Annotated in this window: 19 protein-coding genes; 8 read left to right on the forward strand and 11 right to left on the reverse strand. The window is 70.5% G+C overall.

Translation table 11 applies throughout. The features are described 5' to 3' along the window. The 6 genes from PUR53_RS35555 to PUR53_RS35580 all read left to right on the forward strand — a co-directional run. On the forward strand, positions 1-400 hold a 400-nt coding region (locus PUR53_RS35555), incomplete at its 5' end, for a DNA-directed RNA polymerase subunit alpha C-terminal domain-containing protein (RefSeq protein WP_329910957.1). A 178-nt stretch (positions 401-578) separates the two neighbouring features. Further along, positions 579-845, forward strand: a complete 267-nt coding sequence (locus PUR53_RS35560; protein ID WP_329910959.1) for a DUF6959 family protein — start codon at positions 579-581, stop codon at positions 843-845. A gap of 63 nt (positions 846-908) precedes the next feature. Continuing rightward, a complete protein-coding gene (locus PUR53_RS35565) occupies positions 909-1664 on the forward strand; it encodes a formylglycine-generating enzyme family protein (protein ID WP_329910961.1) in 756 nt (251 codons plus the stop codon). A gap of 249 nt (positions 1665-1913) precedes the next feature. Continuing rightward, positions 1914-3362, forward strand: a complete 1449-nt coding sequence (locus PUR53_RS35570; RefSeq protein ID WP_329910963.1) for a glycosyltransferase family 2 protein — start codon at positions 1914-1916, stop codon at positions 3360-3362. Between the two features lie 4 nt (positions 3363-3366). Then, positions 3367-4503, forward strand: a complete 1137-nt coding sequence (locus tag PUR53_RS35575; RefSeq protein WP_329910965.1) for a glycoside hydrolase family 113 — start codon at positions 3367-3369, stop codon at positions 4501-4503. Further along, positions 4500-6221, forward strand: a complete 1722-nt coding sequence (locus PUR53_RS35580; protein WP_329910966.1) for an acyltransferase family protein — start codon at positions 4500-4502, stop codon at positions 6219-6221. Before PUR53_RS35575 ends, PUR53_RS35580 begins: the two co-directional genes overlap by 4 nt. Positions 6222-6515: 294 nt before the next feature. Here PUR53_RS35580 and PUR53_RS35585 read toward each other — a convergent pair whose 3' ends face one another. The 10 genes from PUR53_RS35585 to PUR53_RS35630 form a co-directional block, all read right to left on the reverse strand. Further along, positions 6516-7190 (reverse strand): CoA transferase subunit B, encoded by a 675-nt coding sequence (locus PUR53_RS35585; protein ID WP_329910968.1) that lies wholly within the window; start codon positions 7188-7190, stop codon positions 6516-6518. Then, entirely contained in the window at positions 7187-7942 is a 756-nt protein-coding gene (locus PUR53_RS35590; RefSeq protein WP_329910969.1) for a CoA transferase subunit A, read from the reverse strand. Before PUR53_RS35590 ends, PUR53_RS35585 begins: the two co-directional genes overlap by 4 nt. A 14-nt stretch (positions 7943-7956) precedes the next feature. Further along, a complete protein-coding gene (locus tag PUR53_RS35595) occupies positions 7957-8445 on the reverse strand; it encodes an SDR family oxidoreductase (RefSeq protein ID WP_329910970.1) in 489 nt (162 codons plus the stop codon). A 25-nt stretch (positions 8446-8470) separates the two neighbouring features. Continuing rightward, positions 8471-9268: an SDR family NAD(P)-dependent oxidoreductase gene (locus PUR53_RS35600; RefSeq protein ID WP_329910971.1), complete on the reverse strand. Its 798-nt coding sequence runs from the start codon at positions 9266-9268 to the stop codon at positions 8471-8473. Further along, positions 9265-10242 (reverse strand): fumarylacetoacetate hydrolase family protein, encoded by a 978-nt coding sequence (locus tag PUR53_RS35605; protein ID WP_329900487.1) that lies wholly within the window; start codon positions 10240-10242, stop codon positions 9265-9267. Before PUR53_RS35605 ends, PUR53_RS35600 begins: the two co-directional genes overlap by 4 nt. Positions 10243-10347: 105 nt before the next feature. After that, the gene (locus tag PUR53_RS35610) at positions 10348-11286 is read right to left on the reverse strand and encodes a VOC family protein (RefSeq protein ID WP_329900488.1); all 939 of its coding nucleotides are present in this window, start codon (positions 11284-11286) and stop codon (positions 10348-10350) included. A gap of 24 nt (positions 11287-11310) precedes the next feature. Then, a complete protein-coding gene (locus PUR53_RS35615) occupies positions 11311-12372 on the reverse strand; it encodes an amidohydrolase family protein (RefSeq protein ID WP_329910973.1) in 1062 nt (353 codons plus the stop codon). After that, complete coding sequence (locus PUR53_RS35620) at positions 12369-13499, reverse strand: FAD-dependent oxidoreductase (RefSeq protein WP_329910975.1); 1131 nt, start codon at positions 13497-13499, stop codon at positions 12369-12371. The genes PUR53_RS35615 and PUR53_RS35620 overlap by 4 nt, the downstream gene beginning before the upstream one ends. A 23-nt stretch (positions 13500-13522) precedes the next feature. After that, complete coding sequence (locus PUR53_RS35625; RefSeq protein ID WP_329900491.1) at positions 13523-14494, reverse strand: cyclase family protein; 972 nt, start codon at positions 14492-14494, stop codon at positions 13523-13525. Beyond that, complete coding sequence (locus PUR53_RS35630; protein WP_329910976.1) at positions 14491-15489, reverse strand: fumarylacetoacetate hydrolase family protein; 999 nt, start codon at positions 15487-15489, stop codon at positions 14491-14493. Before PUR53_RS35630 ends, PUR53_RS35625 begins: the two co-directional genes overlap by 4 nt. 130 nt (positions 15490-15619) lie before the next feature. On the opposite strand from PUR53_RS35630, the gene PUR53_RS35635 reads away from it, so the two are divergent. Both PUR53_RS35635 and PUR53_RS35640 read left to right on the forward strand, forming a co-directional pair. Continuing rightward, a complete protein-coding gene (locus tag PUR53_RS35635) occupies positions 15620-16561 on the forward strand; it encodes a LysR family transcriptional regulator (protein ID WP_329910977.1) in 942 nt (313 codons plus the stop codon). 291 nt (positions 16562-16852) lie between these two features. Next, a complete protein-coding gene (locus PUR53_RS35640) occupies positions 16853-18136 on the forward strand; it encodes an MFS transporter (protein WP_329900494.1) in 1284 nt (427 codons plus the stop codon). An 852-nt stretch (positions 18137-18988) separates the two neighbouring features. Here the strand turns inward: PUR53_RS35640 and PUR53_RS35645 are convergent. Continuing rightward, the gene (locus PUR53_RS35645; RefSeq protein ID WP_329910979.1) at positions 18989-19555 is read right to left on the reverse strand and encodes a Uma2 family endonuclease; all 567 of its coding nucleotides are present in this window, start codon (positions 19553-19555) and stop codon (positions 18989-18991) included. Positions 19556-19964: the final 409 nt, after the last annotated feature.

A 19964-nucleotide genomic window follows, 5' to 3' on the forward strand; every position in this document is an offset into this window, starting at 1 on the left:
GGCGTCGGCGGGTAAGACGCTGGTCGAGCTGTTCGGTCTCGCGCGCGAGCTGAACATCGACGCCGAGGGCATCGACATGGGCCCGTCCCCGACGGACGCCGCGCTCGCCGCCGATCTGGCGCTGCCGATCGAGGAGCTCGAACTCACGGTCCGCTCCTACAACTGCCTCAAGCGTGAGGGCGTCCACTTCGTGGGTGAGCTTCTGGCGCGCTCCGAGGCCGACCTGCTCGACATCCGCAACTTCGGCGCGAAGTCGATCGACGAGGTCAAGGCGAAGCTGGCCGGCATGGGCCTGGCGCTCAAGGACTCGCCTCCCGGGTTCGACCCGACCGCCGCGGCCGACGCGTTCGGCGCCGACGACAACGGGGACGCGGGCTTCATGGAGACCGAGCGCTACTGAATCCCACACCGGCTCGGCGCAGCGACCGTACTGCAGCCGATGGCGGAAGCGGCCCCGTGCGCATTGCCCGGGGCCGCCACCCCTCTGACCTGCCACGCAAACCCTGTCGTCCGGCGTATAAGTCCGTCCGTATGCACCGTCGTTGATGTCAACCGGTGATGTCAGGTTGGATGGCCCGATGGAGCGTATTGAGGCCGAGCTGTTCACAGATGGTGGCAACGACGCCGTGGTGCGCTTGCCCGGCCGACGGTTCCCTGGGGTCCTGGTGCAGGGCGACTCTCTGCACATCCTCCGCAGTGACGTGGCCGAGGTGGCGGAGGCGTGCGAGCGAGGCGACGTGGATGAGGCTCGGGACGCCGCCGGCCTTCTTCTGACGAACCTGGATGCTCTGCTGGCCCGGTACGAGGCGGCGTTGAGCGAGCACGAGATTCCGCGGCCGTACTGAGCTGGGCTGCCTGTCCGGTCCTCCTCCCTCGTCCCCGATGCCCGGCTGCTAGCGTCCGGCAGCATGTGGGCTCAAGAGATCGTGGCCGGTCGACCGGCTTGGCGGCACACCCCGTCCGGAGTGGTCTTCCGGGCTGTCCCCGGCGGGACGTTCACGATGGGCCTGTCGGACGCGGAACTGGACGCGGTGCGTGCCATTGAGCAGTCCGACGGCGCCGATGACGACCTCGAAGCGTTCTTCGCCGGTGCAGTCCGGGCCCGGCCGGTACGAGAAGTGCGGGTCGAGCCGTTCTTGATGGCCCGACATCCGCTGACGGTGGCGCAAGCGCGGCACTGGCTGCCCGAGTACGAAGACAGCTTCGCCGAATCGGACTCGAACACGGCCCGCTTCGAGGACGACTTGGACGACCTGCTCGGAACGTTGCCCTTCCGGCTGCCCAGCGAGGCGGAGTGGGAGTACGCGGCCCGGGCAGGTACGACCACTCTGACCTTCCGGGGGGACGGGAGGCCGGACGAGGACCACGTACTCGACGACTTCGCCGACGAGGAGCGCACCGCGGCGGCTGAGAACGCCTTTGGGCTGGCGGCGATGGGGTCGGCGAACGAGATCTGCGCGGACGTGTGGATCCCGCACTTCACGGACGCGCCGGCGGACGCACGCCCCCGCACCGGCGACGGTCCGCGGGTGGTGCGTGGAGGTGGCGGCGACCTCTCTCCATGGCAGGGCTGCGACGAGTGGCTCCTGCTGCTCTCCGCCACCCGCGACGAGTCCCAGGACTTCACCGCGGTCCGCCCGGTCGCACCCGTGCCGACCAGGTAGGGCGCCCGGCGCTGCCTCGCGGTGACTTCGAAAAGCGGTCGGCGATCGAACCGGCACGCCGCCGGGTCGGCGCCGATCGCGTCGAGCAGGGCGGCGAGCCCAGGGCCGGCACCCTCGTCGGATCAGGCCCTGTGACGGGAGTCATCTTCACAAAACCCACAAGTGTCATGCATGGTTCCGCTTAGTGCGTCAGGGGGTGTTACCGCCCTCATCGACAATCTCGGCCTATACAGATGCAAGTGGTGGATCATGGGGACCTCTGCGGACGAAATCGGCATCGCCCCGTCCCGCCGCACCGCGCGGATGGTGAAGCGTCAGGCGGCCTGGAAGCCCGGCTTCCTGCCCTTCCTGGTCACCGGCGCCCTCGCCTACGCCCTTTCCGCGGCGTTGTACTACCCCAGGGCGACCCTGATGGGCTGGGCGGTCACCGTCCTGTGGACGCTGCCCGTCGTCAGCTCGCTCGTCGGCGTCACCGGCGCGGGACTCACCCGCCGCCGTATCGCCCGCCAGCGCGGCTGGACCCATGCCGGGCCGGCGCTGCACGACCGGCTTGTCGTCCTGGTCCCGACCATCGGCCGGGACGACACCTACCCCGCGCTGGAACGATCCGTGCTCTCGTTCGCCGCGTTCCTGCCGCGCTGGTTCCCCGCCCTGCGCATCGACATCCTCACCGAGGAGGGCTGCGAGGCCTCCGACCGCATCGACGCCCTGGCCGCCCGCAGCTCCCTGATCCGAGTGGTCACCGTGCCGAAGGCGTACCGCACCCCCAACGGCACCCGCTTCAAGGCCCGAGCCAACCACTACGCCCACGAGTTGCGCATCGCCGAAGGCGAGGCTCTGGACGACGTGTGGGTGCTGCACATGGACGATGACACGGGCGTCGGCCCCGACACCGCCGAACAGGTCGCCCGCTTCATCAACGCCCAACGCCGCGCCGGCCCCGACGGCAAGCACCTGGCCCAGGGCATGCTGACCTATCCGCGCGAGAACGCCGTCAACCGTCTGACCTGGCTGGCCGACGCCATACGCCCCGCCGACGACATCGCGCGCTTCGCCGTCCTCACCGGCGGCGGTACTCCTCTGGCCGGCCTGCACGGCGAACTGCTTCTGCTCCGCGCGTCCGTCGAGGCCACGATCGGCTGGGACTTCGGCCCGGACTCCATCTGCGAGGACGCTCACCTGGCCCTGGTCTTCGCCAGTCGCTACAAGGGTCGTAGCGACTGGTTCTCCGGTCGCAGCTACGGCGCGTCCCCCGCGACGATGCGGGACTTCCTGAAACAGCGAGAGCGCTGGTCCTGGGGGCTGGTGGCGCTGGCCTTCAACCGCAGCCTGCCGCGCCGCTCCAGGGCCCTCCTCATGTACAGCGTGACGACCTGGGTCATGGGGCCCTTCCAGCATGTCGGCGTCGTCCTCGCGGTCGGCTCGCTGCTCGGCGACGTCAACACCTCGCCCGTCACGCCGTGGATCCTGCCCCTGTGGGCGGTGACCATGGGCTACGCGGTCTGGATGTACTGGGAAGGCCTCAAGATCAATGCCTCGGTGTCGGCCAACGGCCGCCGTCTGTGGTGGGAGCCGATCGCGGTGGTCGCCCTGATGCCGTTCTTCGCGATCTGGGAAGCGGCCGGTTCGTTCCGGGGGTTGCTGCGCTGTCTGCGCGGTGTGGAGAACCAGTTCGTCGTGATAGCGAAACCGGCCTGAAAAGATGAGTGCACGTCTGAGCGGGCTGTTTTTCGTCGTCCTCCTTCTGACGGCCGGGTGCGTCTCCCCGGGCCCCGGAGCCACGGCGCCCACCACAGCATCCGCATCCGCATCCGAATCTGGATCCGCATCCGAGTCCGCGATCGAGAACCCGGCCCCCGCGCGGGTCCCCCGGCCCTGGCGCCCCGGCGACCCCCAACTGGGCGCGCAGGTGCTCTGGTACGCCTACCCGGGCGAAACGGACTCGTCCGTGCGCACCAATGCGCTGCGCGTGGTGAACTACATGGTCGGCAAGCACATGAACGCGATCTCGGTGACCCTGCCCTTCACGACCGCCGACCCCACGGCGAGCCGGGTCGGCGCCTCGGCCGAGACACCCTCGGTACGACACCTGAGCATGCTCATGGACACTGCGGCGGCAGCCGGGCTGCGCATCACTCTCCGTCCGCTTCTCGATGAGCAGAGCCTGGTGGCACGGGATCCTCTGGCCTGGCGCGGCTCACTCGCCCCTGCCGACAGGGGGGCCTGGTTCCGGTCGTACGAAGACTTCCTCGCGCCGTATCTCACCCTCGCGGCCCGCCATCACGCGAGCACCTTCGTCATCGGGGCGGAGCTGACGTCGCTGGAGGACGATCCGCGCTGGCGCTCGGTGACCGCCACAGCGCGCACCTTGTTTCCGGGCGAACTGTCCTACGACGCCAACTGGGACAACTACGTTGCCCGGCGCGTCCCCGTCCCTGTCGACCACCTGGGCATCGACGCCTACTTCCCTCTCCAGCTCGGCGACGATGCCTCCGTCGAGGCGATCGCCGAGGGCTGGCAGCGCTGGCTGGACCGCAAGAGCACCGGGAAACTGCCCCGCATCGTGCTGAGCGAGGTCGGCATCATCGCCGAGAACGGCGCCTACCGTCACCCGGCTGTCTGGACGGGTGGGGGGAAGCTCAACTCCACGGTGCAGCAACGCTGGTTCGAGGCGGCTTGCCAAGTCGCCCAGGACCGGGACATGGCCGGCCTGTACTGGTGGAACCTCGACTTCCACGCCGACCCCGCGGCCGGCGCCGCCACCGACTCCCACACCTCCTTCCTCGGCCGCCCTGCCGAGGAAGCCATCACCTCCTGCTTCCGGACCTGGCCCAGATGAACGAAGAGCGCTACAGGCGACGGCAGCAGCCGCCGAACCCGGCAGAGTCGTACGAGTACGGGTACGCGTACCGATACGGTCCTCATCCCCACCCGCAGCACCCGCCGTCGGAGTGGGCGCATGCGCACGCCGAACCGGCTCCCTGGGCCGCGGGGCCCAAGGCGGAGTCTGCACCGGCGCGGAGCGAGGCAGCCGATCAGGAACCGGGAGGTGGGGCAGTCCTGGCGCACCGCGCCGGTGGCTACAGCCTGATTCCGAACCGCCCTGATGATTACGGGTGGGGCCAGGGCCGGGCGGGTGACACCGGGCACCTCCCGACTGCCGGGTGGCTCCGGGGCGCCGGGCCGGGACGGATCGCGGACCCGCATCCGATCACATGGCCCCGGCCGGAGTCTGAGCCGGAGTCGGAGCCGGCCGACGAGGCGGCACCGGCCGCGCGGCGGCAACCGGACACCTGGTCGGCTCCCGCTCCGGGCGTCGAGGTGGGACCGGCCGTGTTCGCAGGACCGTCGGTCGGCAGTGCTCCCCATGCGGACGTCACCCGATTCCCTTCGCCGCTCGCCAGGCCTGCGCCCGGGGCCGATCCGGGCGCGGTGTCGGCGCAGATCTCCGGGCCAGAGGCAAAGGAGAGGCGATTCTCCGCTGTGGACGGTCTGCGAGGAGTCGCGGTGCTGGCCGTTCTGTCGCATGACACCGGTATGGGCGGGCCGTACTTCTCCTGGACCGGTGCGGGCATCGACGTCCTTCTCGTGCTCTCGGCTTTCCTCACCACCCTGCCCCTCCTCCGCAGGGCGACGGCAACCGGCAGGACCGGCGTCGTCGGCTTCCTGACTCGCAGGGCGAAGCGGCTGATTCCCGCCCTCCTGGTGTCGGTGGCCCTGACCCTCACGGTCTGTTGGGCGCTCGGCTCTCCGCGTGTCATCCGCGACCTGGTCCGGCAGATTCCGACGGCGCCCCTCGGCGACAGGGGCTGGGCCGACTGGGCGTACGGCCGACCACTGGGTGCCGTCCCCACGATGGACTCGCCGCTCGCTCCGCTGTGGTTGTGGGATGTCACCGCACGCTCCGTGGTGACGTGGTCGCTTCTGCTGGCATGTCTCTGCCTGGTGGCCCGACGCCGACTTGCCGCGGTGGCACTGGCCGCCGCCCTGCTCACCGGGGCGGCGACCGTCGCCGCAGCTCGCGGGGAACTGCCTGGCATGGGCGTCGTCGTCGGTATGCAGACACTCGCACTGCCGGCTGGTGTCGGTGCTGCCTGCCTCGTTCACCTGGCCGAACGCGGTCACCGCGCGATGTCCCGTGCGGCCGCCACACTGCTGACGACGGCCGGCCTCGTCACGGCGGCGGCCCTGGCGGTGTCGGCCGTCCTTCGCGGCGCAGGGCAGGGCGACCATCGCTACGGGGTCGTGGTCGTGCTGGGCGCCGCTCTGCTGACGGCCTTGCTCTGCGGTGACCGGGGCCCCCTGGCACGGCTGCTGTCGGGCGGCCTGCTCACCGAGATCGGCCGTATGTCGTACAGCCTCTTTCTGCTGCATCTCCCCGTGTACTGGCTGTTGCGGCGCGGCCAGCCCGAACTCAGCTCACTCGGCCTGTTCCTGGTCGGCGGCGGGGTGACCTGGTTCCTGTCGCTGCTCCTCCACTACCTGCTCGTCGAGCGCCTGGCCTCCACACCATGGCGTCGCGGGCGGGCGTCCCACCGGCCCCCGCGGCATACGTGACGCCGGGCGAGGGGCGCGTACGCCCTGCCGAAACTGACGCCCCGGCCATGCATCCGGCGAACACAGACGCGTCCGCCCATCCGTGCCACGTCGGTGAACACGCCCCGAAGCGAAGCCCGTCACTCTTCGCGGCGTCGGAGCTGGGCGCTGCCCCGTCGCCTACCCGCTCGTCTGCTCCCCCTCCCGGGAGGGCCCCCGATGAGCCGCTACGACGTGATCGTCGTGGATGCAGGGATCGCGGGCGCGCTTGTGGCCAGACAACCCAGACAACTGGGCATCCAGGGTCGACCGCGTTCAGCAGGCAGCGGTGACGGCGTCGGTCCGCAGGGGCGCGGCCGTCTTCGCGCTGATCTCGTCGAGGGTGATGCCGGGTGCGGTCTCGACGATGGTGAGGCCGTCGGGCGTGATGTCGAGGACGCCGAGGTCGGTGATGACGCGGTGGACGCACCGTTCGCCGGTGAGCGGCAGGGTGCATTCGGTCAGGATCTTCGGGCTGCCGTCCTTGGCGGTGTGCTCCATCAGGACGATGACCCGGCGGGCGCCGTGGACCAGGTCCATCGCCCCGCCCATGCCCTTGACCATCTTTCCGGGGATCATCCAGTTGGCCAGGTCACCGCGTTCCGACACCTGCATGGCGCCCAGCACCGCGGTGTCTATGTGACCGCCGCGGATCATGCCGAAGGACAGGGCCGAGTCGAAGAAGGAGGCCCCCGGCAGGACGGTGACGGTCTCCTTGCCCGCGTTGATGAGATCCGGGTCGACCTCGTCGGCGGTCGGATAACGGCCGGTGCCGAGGATGCCGTTCTCGGAGTGCAGCACCACATGCACGCCGGGCGGGAGGTGGCCGGGGACGCGTGTGGGCAGGCCGATGCCGAGGTTGACGTAGGAGCCGTCGGTGAGTTCGGCGGCGGCGCGGGCGGCCATCTGGTCGCGGGTCCAGCCGCAGGGCGTGTCCATCGTCGTGCTCATGCTCGTACTGTCCTCTTCTCGATCTGTTTGTCAGCGGCCTGAGCGGGGGTGAGCTCCACGATCCGCTGGACGAAGACGCCGGGGAGGTGGACGGTGTCGGGGCTCAGCTCGCCCGGTTCCACGAGCTCTTCGACCTCGGCGATCGTGATCCGGCCGGCCATCGCCGCGAGTGGGTTGAAGTTGGCCGCGGCGCGGCGGAAGACCAGGTTGCCGTGCCGGTCCCCCCGCCAGGCCCGGACGAGGGCGAAGTCGGTGGTGATGGCGTGCTCCAGGATGTGCGGTCGGCCGTGGAAGTCGCGGGTCTCCTTGGGTGGGGAGGCCACGGCGACCGAGCCGTCCGCCGCGTACCTCCACGGCAGACCGCCGTTCGCGACCTGGGTACCCACACCGGCCGGGGTGTAGAACGCGGGGATGCCCGCGCCGCCGGCGCGCAGCCGTTCGGCCAGTGTGCCCTGCGGCACCAGTTCCACCTCCAGCTCGCCCGACAGGTACTGGCGGGCGAACTCCTTGTTCTCGCCCACGTAACTGCCCGTCACGCGGGCGATCCGGCCGACGGCGAGCAGCACGCCCAGCCCGCGGCCGTCCACGCCGCAGTTGTTCGACACGACCTGCAGGCCGGTGGCGCCCTGCTCGTGCAGTGCCCGGATCACCACTTCGGGGATGCCGCTGAGGCCGAAGCCGCCAACAGCCAGAGACGCGCCGTCGGGAATGTCGGCGACCGCCTCGTCGGCATTCGCTCTTACCTTGTTCACGGAAGTGGTCCCTTTCAGCCCAGGACTACGGACGAGCAGCTGCTGTCGGACGACAAGGGCGGCGCCGGTGATGCAGGACGCCTCGTCGGAGGTGAGGAAGACGGCACCTCCCGGCTCGAGCGAAGCCGAGAGCTGGTGGAGGCGGTCCGCTGGTTGGTGAGCGAACCGGCCGGCCCCACCGAGTCCAGCTCGGCGCGCAGTGTGCAGCCGAAGTCCTCGTACGGCTGGGTGTCGACGGCACCGAAACGGACCGCGTCGGCGTTGGCGTAGAGGATGTCGATGTCCCCGAAGGCGTCCGCGGCCTCCTCGACCCAGGCGCGGGAGGACTCCCCGTCGGTCGCGTCGAGCGGGTCGGAGGTGAGGGCTGTGCCGCCCGCCTTCGTGACGAGACGCTGGGCCTTGAGCGCGAACTCGTGCCCCAGGTCGCCGCCGACGACGATCGCGCACTCGGCCGCGAACCGCAGCGGTGCCGCGCGTCCCCGGCCGCGCCCCGTGCCCGACATCAGGGCCACCTTCCCTTCCAGCGTTTCAATTTCCCTCCGAACTCGAAGCAGCCGAACTCGAAGCAGCTGAACCCACAGCAGCCGAACCCAGAGCGTCCGAGATGGACTTGACGCCGCCGTGCGCGGTGAGCCCGCCGTCGACCGGGATCTCGGCGCCGGTGATGAAGGAGGACTCGTCGGACAGGAGGAAGACCACGAGCGGGGCGACCTCGTCCACGGTGCCGGTGCGGCCGAGCGGGGTCTCGCGGATGTTCGCCTCTCGGAAGGCGGGCGCGGCGGAGGCGGTCATCTCGGTCTCGATGAACCCGGGGTGGATCGTGTTGACGCGGATGCCGCGCGGGCCGAGCTCCGTGGCCGCGGTCTTCGACAGGCCGCGCAGTGCCCATTTGCTGGTCGTGTAGGCGACCGGGTAGTGGCCGCTGAGCGCGGCGGTGGAGCCGACGTTGACGATGGACGAGCCGGGCGGCATCAGCGGCCTCAGGTGCTGGATGGCAAGGAGCGGGCCGGTGACGTTGACGGCGTGGACGCGGGCGAAGTCGTCGGGGGTCACATCGCCGAGGCGGGCACGCCAGGTGATGCCCGCGTTGTTGACCAGGCCGTGCACCTGGCCGTACGACTCCCGCAGTTCGGCGGCCAGCCGTGCCCAGTGCTCCTCGTCGGTGACGTCGAGGCGGCGGCAGCCGGGGGCCTCGGTCACGTCGGTGGCGATGACGCGGGCGCCCTCGCGGGTCAGGGCCTCGGCCTCGGCGGCGCCTTGGCCGCGCGCGGCGCCGGTGACGACGACGACCTTGCCGAGGAGCCTCTTGGGGTGCGGATCGTTCACGGCCGCTCCCGGCTGCGGCGACGGGCGGTCGGCAGCGGCTCCGGATTCCTGCCCGCGACCACGGTGTTGGAGACGGTGCCGATGCCTTCCACGGTGAGGGTGACGGTGTCTCCCGGCTTCAGCGGGGGCGGGGACTGCTCACCCCGGACGCCCCACAGCTCGGCGAGGCAGCCGCCGTTGCCGCAGGTGCCGGAACCGAGCACGTCGCCGGGGCGGACGACGGTGCCCCGCGAGGCGTAGGCGACCATCTCCTCGAAGGTCCAGCTCATGTTGGACAACAGGTCCTTGCCGACGACCTCGCCGTTCACCGAGGCGGTCAGCGCCAGGCGCAGAAAGCCGTCGGTGTCGCGGTACGGCTCCAGCTCGTCGGCGGTGACCAGGTACGGGCCGAGGGTGGCGGCCGTGTCCTTGCCCTTGCACGGGCCGAGGCGGACCTGCATCTCGCGGGACTGCAGGTCGCGGGCCGACCAGTCGTTGAAGACGGTGTAGCCGATGATGTGGTCCCGTGCCTGTTCTGGTGTCAGGTCCCGCCCTTCCCGGCCGATGACGGCGGCGACCTCCAGCTCGAAGTCGAGGACTTCGCTGCCCGGCGGCACCGGGACGTCGTCGTGGGCGCCGATGACGGCGTACGGGTTGGTGAAGTAGAACGTGGGGGCGTCGTACCAGGCTTCGGGCACCCCGCCGACGCCGTCCCCGTCGACGGATCGCCGTACCCCTTCGACGTGCTCCTCGAAGGTGACGAAGTCCCGCACGGTGGGCGGCTGAAGCGGTGGCAGCAGCCGCACCTCGGACACGTGAGGGCCCGGCGGGACGTCGAGCGTGGCGGCGCCGGCGCCAAGGAGTGCGTCGAGTCCGTCGCCGCAGCGGATCAGCTCCGTGAGCGAGCGCGCCCCGGGCATCGGGTGGAGGGTGCCGTCCTCCTCCACGACGGCTACCCGGCGCTGGTGTCGGTGTTCATAGGTGGCGAAACGCATGCACGGCTCCAGGCTCCGGCGGTCTTCGAGCGGCGGTGGAAACCGGGGACGCGGCAAAGCGTCAGGGCGGTGACAGGGCCACCGCGTCCCCGGGGTTCGAGGGGGTCAGACCGGCGGGGCGACGAAGCAGCCGCGGTCGACGTCGTTGAAGGACTCCTTGGCGACCAGTTCGTTCATGGGATTGGCGGTGCCCCACTGGTCGGTGACCTCGGGCTGGGAGAAGTCGTAGACGTGGGGGTGCCAGGTGTCTTCGTCCAGTAGCTCCAACTCCGTCGTGTACTCGACGGTGTTGCCGTGCGGGTCCAGGAAGTACGTGAAGGTGTTGTCGCCCGCCATGTGACGGCCAGGCCCCCAGATCTTGCGGAAGCCGGCCCGCATCACGCGGCCGGAGCCGCGCATGTACTCGTCCAGGCCGCGCATCTCGAAGGAGACGTGGTGCAGGGCGGTGTGCGGGCCCTTGGCCAGGGCCATCGAGTGGTGCTGGTTGGAGATCCGCATGAAGTGCATGACCTCGCCCATGTGCGGCGAGCTGAGTGTGTCGGAGAGCCGGAAGCCGAGGTGGGTCTCGTACCACTCACGGGTCTTGTCCAGGTCCGGCGAGTTGAGCACCACGTGCGACAGGCGGACCGGGATCGCCTCCTTCTCTTCGATACGGCGGTGCTGCCGGGCCTCGACATCGGCCAAGACCTCGATGGTGCGGCCGTCGACGTCGAAGAAGCGGAAGCCGTAGCCGCCTCCGGGTGTGTCGATCTTGCCCGGCTGGGAGATCAACTGCACGCCTCCCGCGAGGAGTTGCTCGGCGAGGGTGTCCACGTCCTCGGCGGAGCCGGCGCCGTAGGAGACGAGGTCGAGGCGCTTCTCCTCGGCCTTGCGCAGCCGCACCACGTACTGCTCGGGGCTGCCTTCGGCGGCGAGGAAGGAGATCCCGGAGTCCTCGGCGACCTGGGTCAGGCCCCAGACGCCGGCGTAGAAGTCGAGCTGCTTGTCGTAGTCGGGCACGGCGAGGTCGACGTGACGCAGATGGGTGAGCAGGCGTGCGCTCATGGTGGGTTCCCTCCGGTGTGGGGGTCAGGTCAGGCGCAGCAGCGTGGTCGCGTTGCCACCGCGCACCGCGTGGAAGTCGTCGTCGGGCAGGCGTGCGGCGCGCAGTGCGCCGACGGGGTCCTCGGTGCCCATGTCGAAGGGGAAGTCGGAGCCGAGCAGCACCCGGTCCGGGCCGACCGCGCCGATCAGCGCCCGCAGTACCTGCGGGTCGTGGACCAGGGAGTCGAAGTACAGGCGCTTGAGGTAGCTGCTGGGGAGGTGGGCGCAGCCCGCGCCCGCGTCGGAGCGGGCCGACCAGGCGTGGTCGGAGCGGCCGATGTGGGTGGGCAGATAGCCGCCGCCATGCGCGGCGATCAGCTTCAGCTCCGGGTGCCGGTCCAGCACCCCGGAGAAGATCAGGTGCGAGAGCGCGACGGCGTTCTCGGTGGGCTGGCCGACGGTGTTGGACAGGTACCACTGGTCGAGGCGCTCGTCGAGCGTGCAGCCGAAGGGGTGCAGGAAGAGGATCGCGCCCGTCTCCTCGGCCCGGGTCCAGAAGGGTTCGTACGCGGGGTCGGACAGTTCGCGGCCCGGCGCGTGCGAGGAGATCTCGACGCCCAACAGGCCCATCCCCATGGCGAGTTCGAGCGCACTAACCGCCGATTCCGGGTGCTGCAGGGGAACGAGGCCCAGACCGTGCAGCCGGCCGGGCGCCTGGGCGCAGTGGGCGGCCGTCGCCTCGTTGGCCAGGCGGTACACCTTCTCCGCCGTCTCCTCGTCCGCCCAGTAGTGGTAGTGCGAGGGCGATGGGCTGACGAGCTGGACGTCCACACCCTGTGCGTCCATCGCGGCCAGTCGTACGGCCACGTCCGTCAGCCTCGGGATGCGCTCGGCGACCATGGGGCCGCTGACGGCGAGAGCCGCGGGCCCGTTGCGGCGGGCGTCGAGGGACTTGGCCTGTGCCAGGCCCGGCAGGTCGGCCACCAGGGCCTCGACCTCGGGGATCAGGAGGTGCGCGTGGACGTCGACCGTCGGGGCAGGGCGCGCGGCAGCGCTCGGCGAGTGGGGGCGGCTCCCCGCGGTGGCCGGGGGCGGGTGGGCCGTCACGGCAGTTCCTTGAGGGCGGTCATGGTGCGGCCGATCAGTCCGGGCACATCCGCGTCGTGCACCTGGTCCAGCTGCCACTGGCAGAGCTGGACGGACGCCTCCACGACGGTCCGGACGCGCGGGACGCGTCGGTCGTAGTACGCCTGGAAGAGGGCGTCGTCCCATTCGCGCCCGCTCGTGAGCAGTTCCGTCAGGACGGAGGCGTCCTCCAAGGACATCGCCGCGCCCTGGGCGAAGGTCGGCGGGCAGCAGTGAGCGGCGTCCCCGACAAGGACGACCCGGCCGCGGTGCCAGGAGCCCTCGACCAGATGCCGGTCGAACCACGTGTAGTTGACCTTCGCCGGGTCCGTGATGTGCTTGGTGATCTCGGGCCAGGCACCGCCGTACTGCTCGGCCAACCGGCGCATCTCGTCCGCGTAGGTGGCCGGGTCGATGGAGTTGCGGTCCCGGTTGGCCTCGACGACGTAGGCGTAGAGGGTGTTCTCGCCGGTGGGGGTGTAGCCCGCGATGTAGGCGGGGCCACCGAAGGTGAGGTCCGAGCGGGTGACGCTCTCGGGGCGCGGGGCGGGGGCGCGCCAGATGGCCATGCCGACGGGCTCGGGACGGTCGCTGATGCCGATCGCGGCGCGGGTCGCGGAGTTCAGGCCGTCGGCGGCGATCACCAGGTCGTAGCGCCCCTCGGTGCCGTCGCTGAACCGGACGGAGACACCGTCGGCGTCCTGCTCCAGGGTCGCGGCGGTGGTGCCCAGGCGTACGGTGGCACCTGTCGCGCGGACGGCGTCGATGAGAATCTGCTGAAGTTGCGGCCGCCGCATGCCGAGGGTGGCGGGCAGGTCGTCACCGCCGGACTTTATGTCCTCCTTGACGAACAGCAGGGTGCCGTCGGGGGCGGTCACCCCCAGCGAGCCGTAGGCGAACCCCGATGCTTCCACCTGCTCCCACACGCCCAGCTCGCGCAGGACACGCAGGGCGTTGCCCTGGAGGGTGATGCCGGAGCCGGTGGTGGCGTTCCAGTCGGGTCTGGCCTCGATCAGGTCGACGGAGAGGCCGGCCCGGCGCAGCAGGATGGTGATGGCGTTGCCGGAGGCGCCGCCGCCTATGACGAGGACCGTGCGAGGTGTGGTCATGGGGAACTCCCTTGTTCCGCCGCTTACTTGACGGAAATCGGATTGACGGGGGAGCCGACGGCTCCGGTGATGGGCAGGGGCGCGGCGGTGAGCCAGAACTCGTACACGCCGTCGGACGCGCAGTCGTCCGCGAGAGCGTCGGGGTCCCACATCTCGCCGATCAGCAGGCCCATGTTGGGGATGACGACCTGGTGCAGCGGCTGGAAGGCGCCGTCGAACTCGTTCGGCCGTACCTCGAAGCCCCACGTGTCGGTGGCGATCGCGGCGATCTCGCTCGTGTGCAGCCAGCCGGCGGTGGTGAAGGACAGACCGGGCGAGTCCCCGCCCGCGTAGTCGCCCCAGCCCTCGCGGCGGGCGCGCGTCAGCCGCCCGGTCCGGACGACGACGATGTCCCCGCGGCCGACGGCCACGCCGTGCGCCTCGGCCGTCGCGGTCAGGTGTTCCTCGGTGATCGCGAAACCGTCCGGCAGTTCCCCGCGTTCGTCGCCGATCACCCGGCCGACGTCGAGGAGGACTCCGCGCCCGGCGACGTACGGGGCCATGTGCTCGATGCCGGTGACCAGATCGCCGTCCGAGGTGACGGCCTTCGCGGCGTCGCGTCCGTTCCACGCCTTGCCGTGGTCGAAGATGTGCCCGAGCCCGTCCCACTGGGTGGAGCACTGCAGCGGCATCGTGATCACGTCGTCGGCGCCGCCGATGCCGTGCGGAAAGCCCTGGTTGCCCAGCGCCGCGTCCGTTCCCGTGTCCAGCATGGTGTGCACGGGGTTGGTGCGGCGGCGCCAGCCCTTCTGCGGGCCGTTCATGTCGAACCGCTGCGAGAGGGAGAAGCTCACGCCCCGGCGCACCAGTGCCGCGCCCTCGCGCCGCTTGGCCTCGTCGAGGAGGTTCAGCGTGCCGAGCACATCGTCCTCGCCCCAACGCCCCCAGTTGGAATAGCGTTTGGCGGCCTCGGCGATCGCGCCCTCGGCGTCCGTGGGGTCGAGCGGGGCCGTCACGAGGCGGTCCTCTCGGCGACGCAGCGGGTGCGCTGCGCGCCCAGACCCGTGATGGAACCCTCCATGACGTCGCCGTCGCGCAGCAGCCGACCCCAGTGCATGCCGTTGCCGGCCGGGCTGCCGGTGAGCACCAGGTCGCCGGGCAGGAGCCGGGAGGTCTGGGAGATGTACGACACCAGCCGCGCCATGCCGAAGAGCATGTCCTTGGTGGACTCGTCCTGCATCGTCTCGCCGTTCAGCTTCAACGTGACGCGCAGGTCACCCGGGTCGGCGATCGACCCGGCGGGCACGATCCAGGGGCCGAGCGGGGTGAAGCCGGGGGCGTTCTTGCAGCGCAGCCAGTCGGTGCCGATGGCCTTCATGTCCCGGCGGAAGACGGTGGCGCGGTCGGTGAGGTCGTTGGCGATGGTGTAGCCGGCGACGTACTCCAGGGCCTCCTCGACCGTCACCCGGTAGGCGGGCCTGGCGATGACGGCCGCCAACTCCAGCTCCCAGTCCGGCTGTTCGGCCCAGTCCGGAAGTACGACGTCGTCGAACGGGCCGGCGATCGCGCTCGGCAGGCCGATGAACACGTACGGCAGGTCCTCTGCCGCCCGCCGGTCCATGACCGCGGCGATCTCCGCGCGCGCCTCCTCCACGGTGCGGGGGTCGTCGGGGGCGCGGTGGGCGACCTCCAGGTCGATCACATGCTGCCGGTAGTTGGCGCCGGACTGGAAGACCTGGCGGGGCTCGACCGGCGCGTGCACCCGCAGGTGTTCCAACGGCCGCCAGTCGGCCGACCCGTCTGCCGCGAGCTCGTGCAGGCGAGGGAGCATCTCGTCCCAGCGCTCGAAGATCCCCCGGGTCGTCAGGGCCGGTTCTCCGAGGGCCGTACGAAGATCCAGCACGCGTCCCCCGGGGATCACAAGACCGGGGAAAGACGCCTGGTCGGGGGCGGAGAGGACGCCAAGGGCGAAGGGGCCTGAAAAGGACGCGGAAGCGGCTGCGGGTTTCACGGGAATGTCCTCCAGATTGCGGTGGGACCAATGTGGCCTCCATCGCGTAATCTGGGAAATAGATTCTTTAGATGCTGATCATCTGTCGGGTAAATGTCTCCGCCGCAAGCGGCCTCGCTCTGGAGTCGTCGTGTCCCTCTCCGGCCTCGATCTCAATCTCGTCCTGTCCCTGCGGGCCCTGCTGGAGGAGCGCAACGTCACCCGCGCCGGGCAGCGCGTCGGGCTCAGCCAGCCGGCGATGAGCGCGGCCCTGGCCCGCCTGCGCCGCCACTTCGACGACGACCTGCTCGCGCGCGCCGGCAAACAGTACGAACTGACCGCCCTCGGCCGCGCTCTGCTGGACCGCACCTCGACCGCCTGCGACCTGCTGGAACGGGTCTTCAGCAGCAGGGCCGACTTCGCCCCGGGCAGCGAGGAGCACGAGTTCACCCTGCTCACCTCCGACTACGCTCTCGCCGTGTTCGGCGCCGAGCTCGCCCGGACCGTGCACGCCGAGGCCCCGGGGGTACGGCTGCGCTTCCAGCGGACGCCCATCGACGTCACGGAGGACACCGCACCGCTGCTCAGCACGGCCGACGGGCTGCTGATGCCGCGCGGCATCATCGGCGGTTTCCCCGCCGTCGACCTGTTCACCGACCGCTGGGCCTTCCTGGTCGCCGAGACGAACGACGAGGTCGGCGACCAGCTGACCATGGACGACCTGGCACGGCTGCCCTGGGTCATCTACCAGCGCGCCTACGACGCTCCGGCCGCCCGGCAGCTGAGCATGCTCGGCGTCGATCCCCGCGTGGAGATCTCCGTCGACAGCTTCCAGGCGCTGCCCTTCCTGGTCGCAGGCACCCGCCGGATCGCCCTGGTACAGCAGCGCCTGGCCGAGAAACTGCGCGGCGTGGCCGCCGTACGCCTCATGGAACCGCCCTACGGGGCGCTCCCTCTCCAGGAGGCACTGTGGTGGCACCCGGTGCACACCCACGACGCGGCCCACATCTGGCTGCGCGAGACCGCGGCCCGCGTGGGAGCGCAGCTGGCCGCGTCCGGGCCCGGCCGTATCGCCACGGTCGCACCGAGATAGCGGGCTCCGACCAGGTGCCCGGCATCCAAGGCCCGGATGATCCACATCTTCGATATCGATCGGATGAGGGCTAGGCAGGACCTGTCCGTTGGCCCATAGTCGTCTCCACCCGGCGCCGGAGCCACACCAACCCCGCTGCCGGGACCGCGCGGGTGCCCGGCGAGCCGGCCCGCCGCGACGCCCGGCAGTCATCGGCACCCCGCTTACGAACCTGCCACGGGTACCGGGCGGCCCGACCACGACGGCCGCACCGCCCCGTCCCCCTCCCGACCCGCCACGTGGAGTTCCCGCATGCCTGCATCCGTGCCACCGCTCCCTTCCCCGCCGTCCGAAGCTGTCGCAGACGACCGACCCGAGCAGACCGTCTCCGGCCCCGGCCACCGGCTTCGCCTCACGCTGCTCATGGCTGGAAGCTGCCTGCCCATCCTGGGCGCCGTACTCATCGCCCCCGTCCTGCCGCAGATGCAGGCCCACTTCGCCGACGTGCCGGGCGTCGCCGCGCTCGTCCCCATGGCCCTGACCATCCCCGCCCTCTCCCTGGCGCTGTTGGCCCCGTTCGCCGGCGTCCTCGTCGACCGCCTCGGCCGCAAACGCCTGCTCGTCGTCTCGACCGTGCTGTACGCGATCCTCGGCACCGCCCCCCTGTGGCTGGACTCCCTCGGCGCCATCGTCGCCAGTCGCGCCCTCGTCGGTGTCGCCGAAGCCGCCATCATGACCTGCAGCACCACCCTGATCGGCGACTACTACTCCGGCCGGCAACGCGACCGCTATCTCGCGATGCAGACGATGTGCGCCTCGATCTCAGCGACGGCCTTCTTCGTGCTGGGCGGCGCGGCAGGATCGGCCGGTTGGCGCGCACCGTTCTGGGCCTACGCCGTGAGCCTGCTGCTCGCCCCCGCCATGGCCGCCTTCCTGCCCCAACCCCGACCGGCCGACCGCGCGAACGAGCCCTCCCCCACCGCCGCGGAACCGATGGCCAAGCGGCTCTTCCCCTGGCGTCCGCTGGCCGGCACCTGCGCGCTGACCCTCTTCGGCGCCATCCTCTTCTACACCGTCCAGGTGGAGATGGCGTTCCTCCTGGACGACATGGGCGTGAGCAACCCCGGCGTGATCGGACTGGCCACAGCCGGCTCCAGCGCCGCGGTCGTGATCGGCGCCGCCGTCTTCGCCAAGGCCGGCCGCAGCCCGCAAGCCTGGCTGCCCACCGCCTTCGGCCTGTGCGCCCTCGGCTTCGCGGTGATCTGGCTCGCCCCCAACCCCGTCGTACTGACCGCCGGCGCCGTGATCAACTGCCTCGGCAGCGGCATCATGCTGCCGAGCCTGCTCACTCTCGCCATGTCCAAGCTCCACTACGCCGACCGCGGCCGCGGCACCGGCCTGTGGACGGGCTTCTTCTTCCTGGGCCAGTTCATCTGCCCGCTCGTGGTCCTCGCACTCACCTCCGCCGTCGGCACCCTGGCAGACGCCCTGGGCGTACTCGCCCTCGCCGGGACCGTCGCCACCGCCGCACTCGGCCTCACCGCCCGGCGCCGTCGGCCGGCCACCCCGGAACCGATCCAGCAGACGGCGGGCTGACCTGCCACGGCGCCGATCCATCACGAGAACCACACACCTGTCGAGATCGGCATCGCGGATATCCCCGCGATGCCGATCGCCACGCGATCCACCGGAGAAACGAATGATGCCGACGGAGAAACGAAAGATGCCGACCCTGAACGCCGCCATCCGTCGCAAGCCGGGCATGACGCACCAGGCCTTCCCGCACCCCCTCCAACACGTGCAGGGATCTCTTGCCGTCGCGAACCTCTTCGGATTCGGTGCTGACGCTGCTGCCCAGTTCCGTGCTGGGTGACGAGCTGGGGGACGAGCTGGGTGACGGTGGGCGCGGAATGATCGTCCGTGCGGCTGTTGTGCCGTCGTACGGCCGCAATCCGGTTCTGCCCATCGACCGCACGATGCCCCAGCTTGCGGCAGGCTCGCTTGAACTTCCGGGAGCAGTATGCACTGCCCCCGTCGTGCATGATCACGCCGCAGGCGTCGCCGCCTCACTCCGCGCGGTTCCCGGACGCCCACTGGGGGACCCATGCGCGTCCGTGGCGTTTCCGCGCGGTGGTGCGCACCACCGGGTGGATGTGGAACGGGCGTGGAGTGCCATAGCACCCACCGCTCACGCAAACGGCCCCGGATGGGATAAACCCCAGGTCAGGGCGGTAACGCGTGGTGCCCCTGGCAGGATTCGAACCTGCGACACCCGCTTGAGGAGTGGGATCGAATCCTTGCAGGGTGGTGCCTGGCGCTGTTGCGCGGTGCTGTTTCCCCTGGTCGGAACGGCATGGCGAGCCACTTGATCCGGCTAATGCCGCCTCGTATCGGGCCGTCCGCTCACGCATCGCTCACGCGCGCTGCCGGCTGCTGAGCAGTGCGTGGTCAGATCTGGCCGAGGTCGATCTTCACCGGGAAGGGGGCCGCTACCTTGAGGATGCCGGCGAACACGTCTCCGTCCCGGTAGGTCTTCGTCGCGGGGTCGAGAACGTAGGTGTACACGAGAGGGACGCCTGTCGCGGCCTGCTCGATCCGCCAGTAGAAGCCGATGCCTGCCTTGGCGTACTGGTCGACCTTCACGATCCGGTCGGTGGTCTCCGAGCCCGGCGACACCACCTCCGCGACCAGCAGCACGTGCTCAGGACGGGTAGGGGTGATGTCGATCGTGTCTGCGCGGTACGCGACGACGTCCGGGCGGCGATTGGTGAGCGGGACGTCCTGAAGCCGGACGTCGAAGTCCGTGTCGGCGTTCCACTCCGGGCCCGCGGCGGCATCCAGGGCGTTCGCCAGAATCCGGGCCAGCCGGGTGTGCCGCTTGGACGCGCTCGGACTCACGACGACCATCCCGTCCACGATCTCGATGCCGGCGCACTGCTCCTCGGACCAGGACTCGTACTCCTCCGCCGTGATCTGCTCATGCATCCACGCCGGGGCCATCATCTCGGCCGTCATGAAGCACCTCCCGGACACTGTGCTGCCGGCCCGATCCCGCTGGACTCAGCGTACTGTCCGCCACCCGCCCGGCACGCTGATCCCGCTCACGCCCCCTCCCCGTCGGCCGGCATCCGACCAGCGAGCCCACGACAGCCAGGAACCGGCGCGGTGGACTTGTCATCAGGAGATCGGAGCAGACCAGCGGCGCCACTGACCTGGTGGCCACACTGGTGAGCGCCGCACCACCCGGCGACGTGAACCGTCGCGGAACCCTGGGCCGCAGGACGCACCGAACGCCGAAGCGCGGTCGGATTCGACGGTTCTGGCGTGAACGGATCGGGCTGACTGGAGGACTGGGCCGAGATCCGTTGGCTGCACCGGGCCCAGGAGATACCGCTCGCTGTAGCGGACGGCTGCGGGGTCAGCG

Source organism: Streptomyces sp. SP18BB07 (genome assembly GCF_036322545.1).
GTDB lineage: Bacteria > Actinomycetota > Actinomycetes > Streptomycetales > Streptomycetaceae > Streptomyces > Streptomyces deccanensis.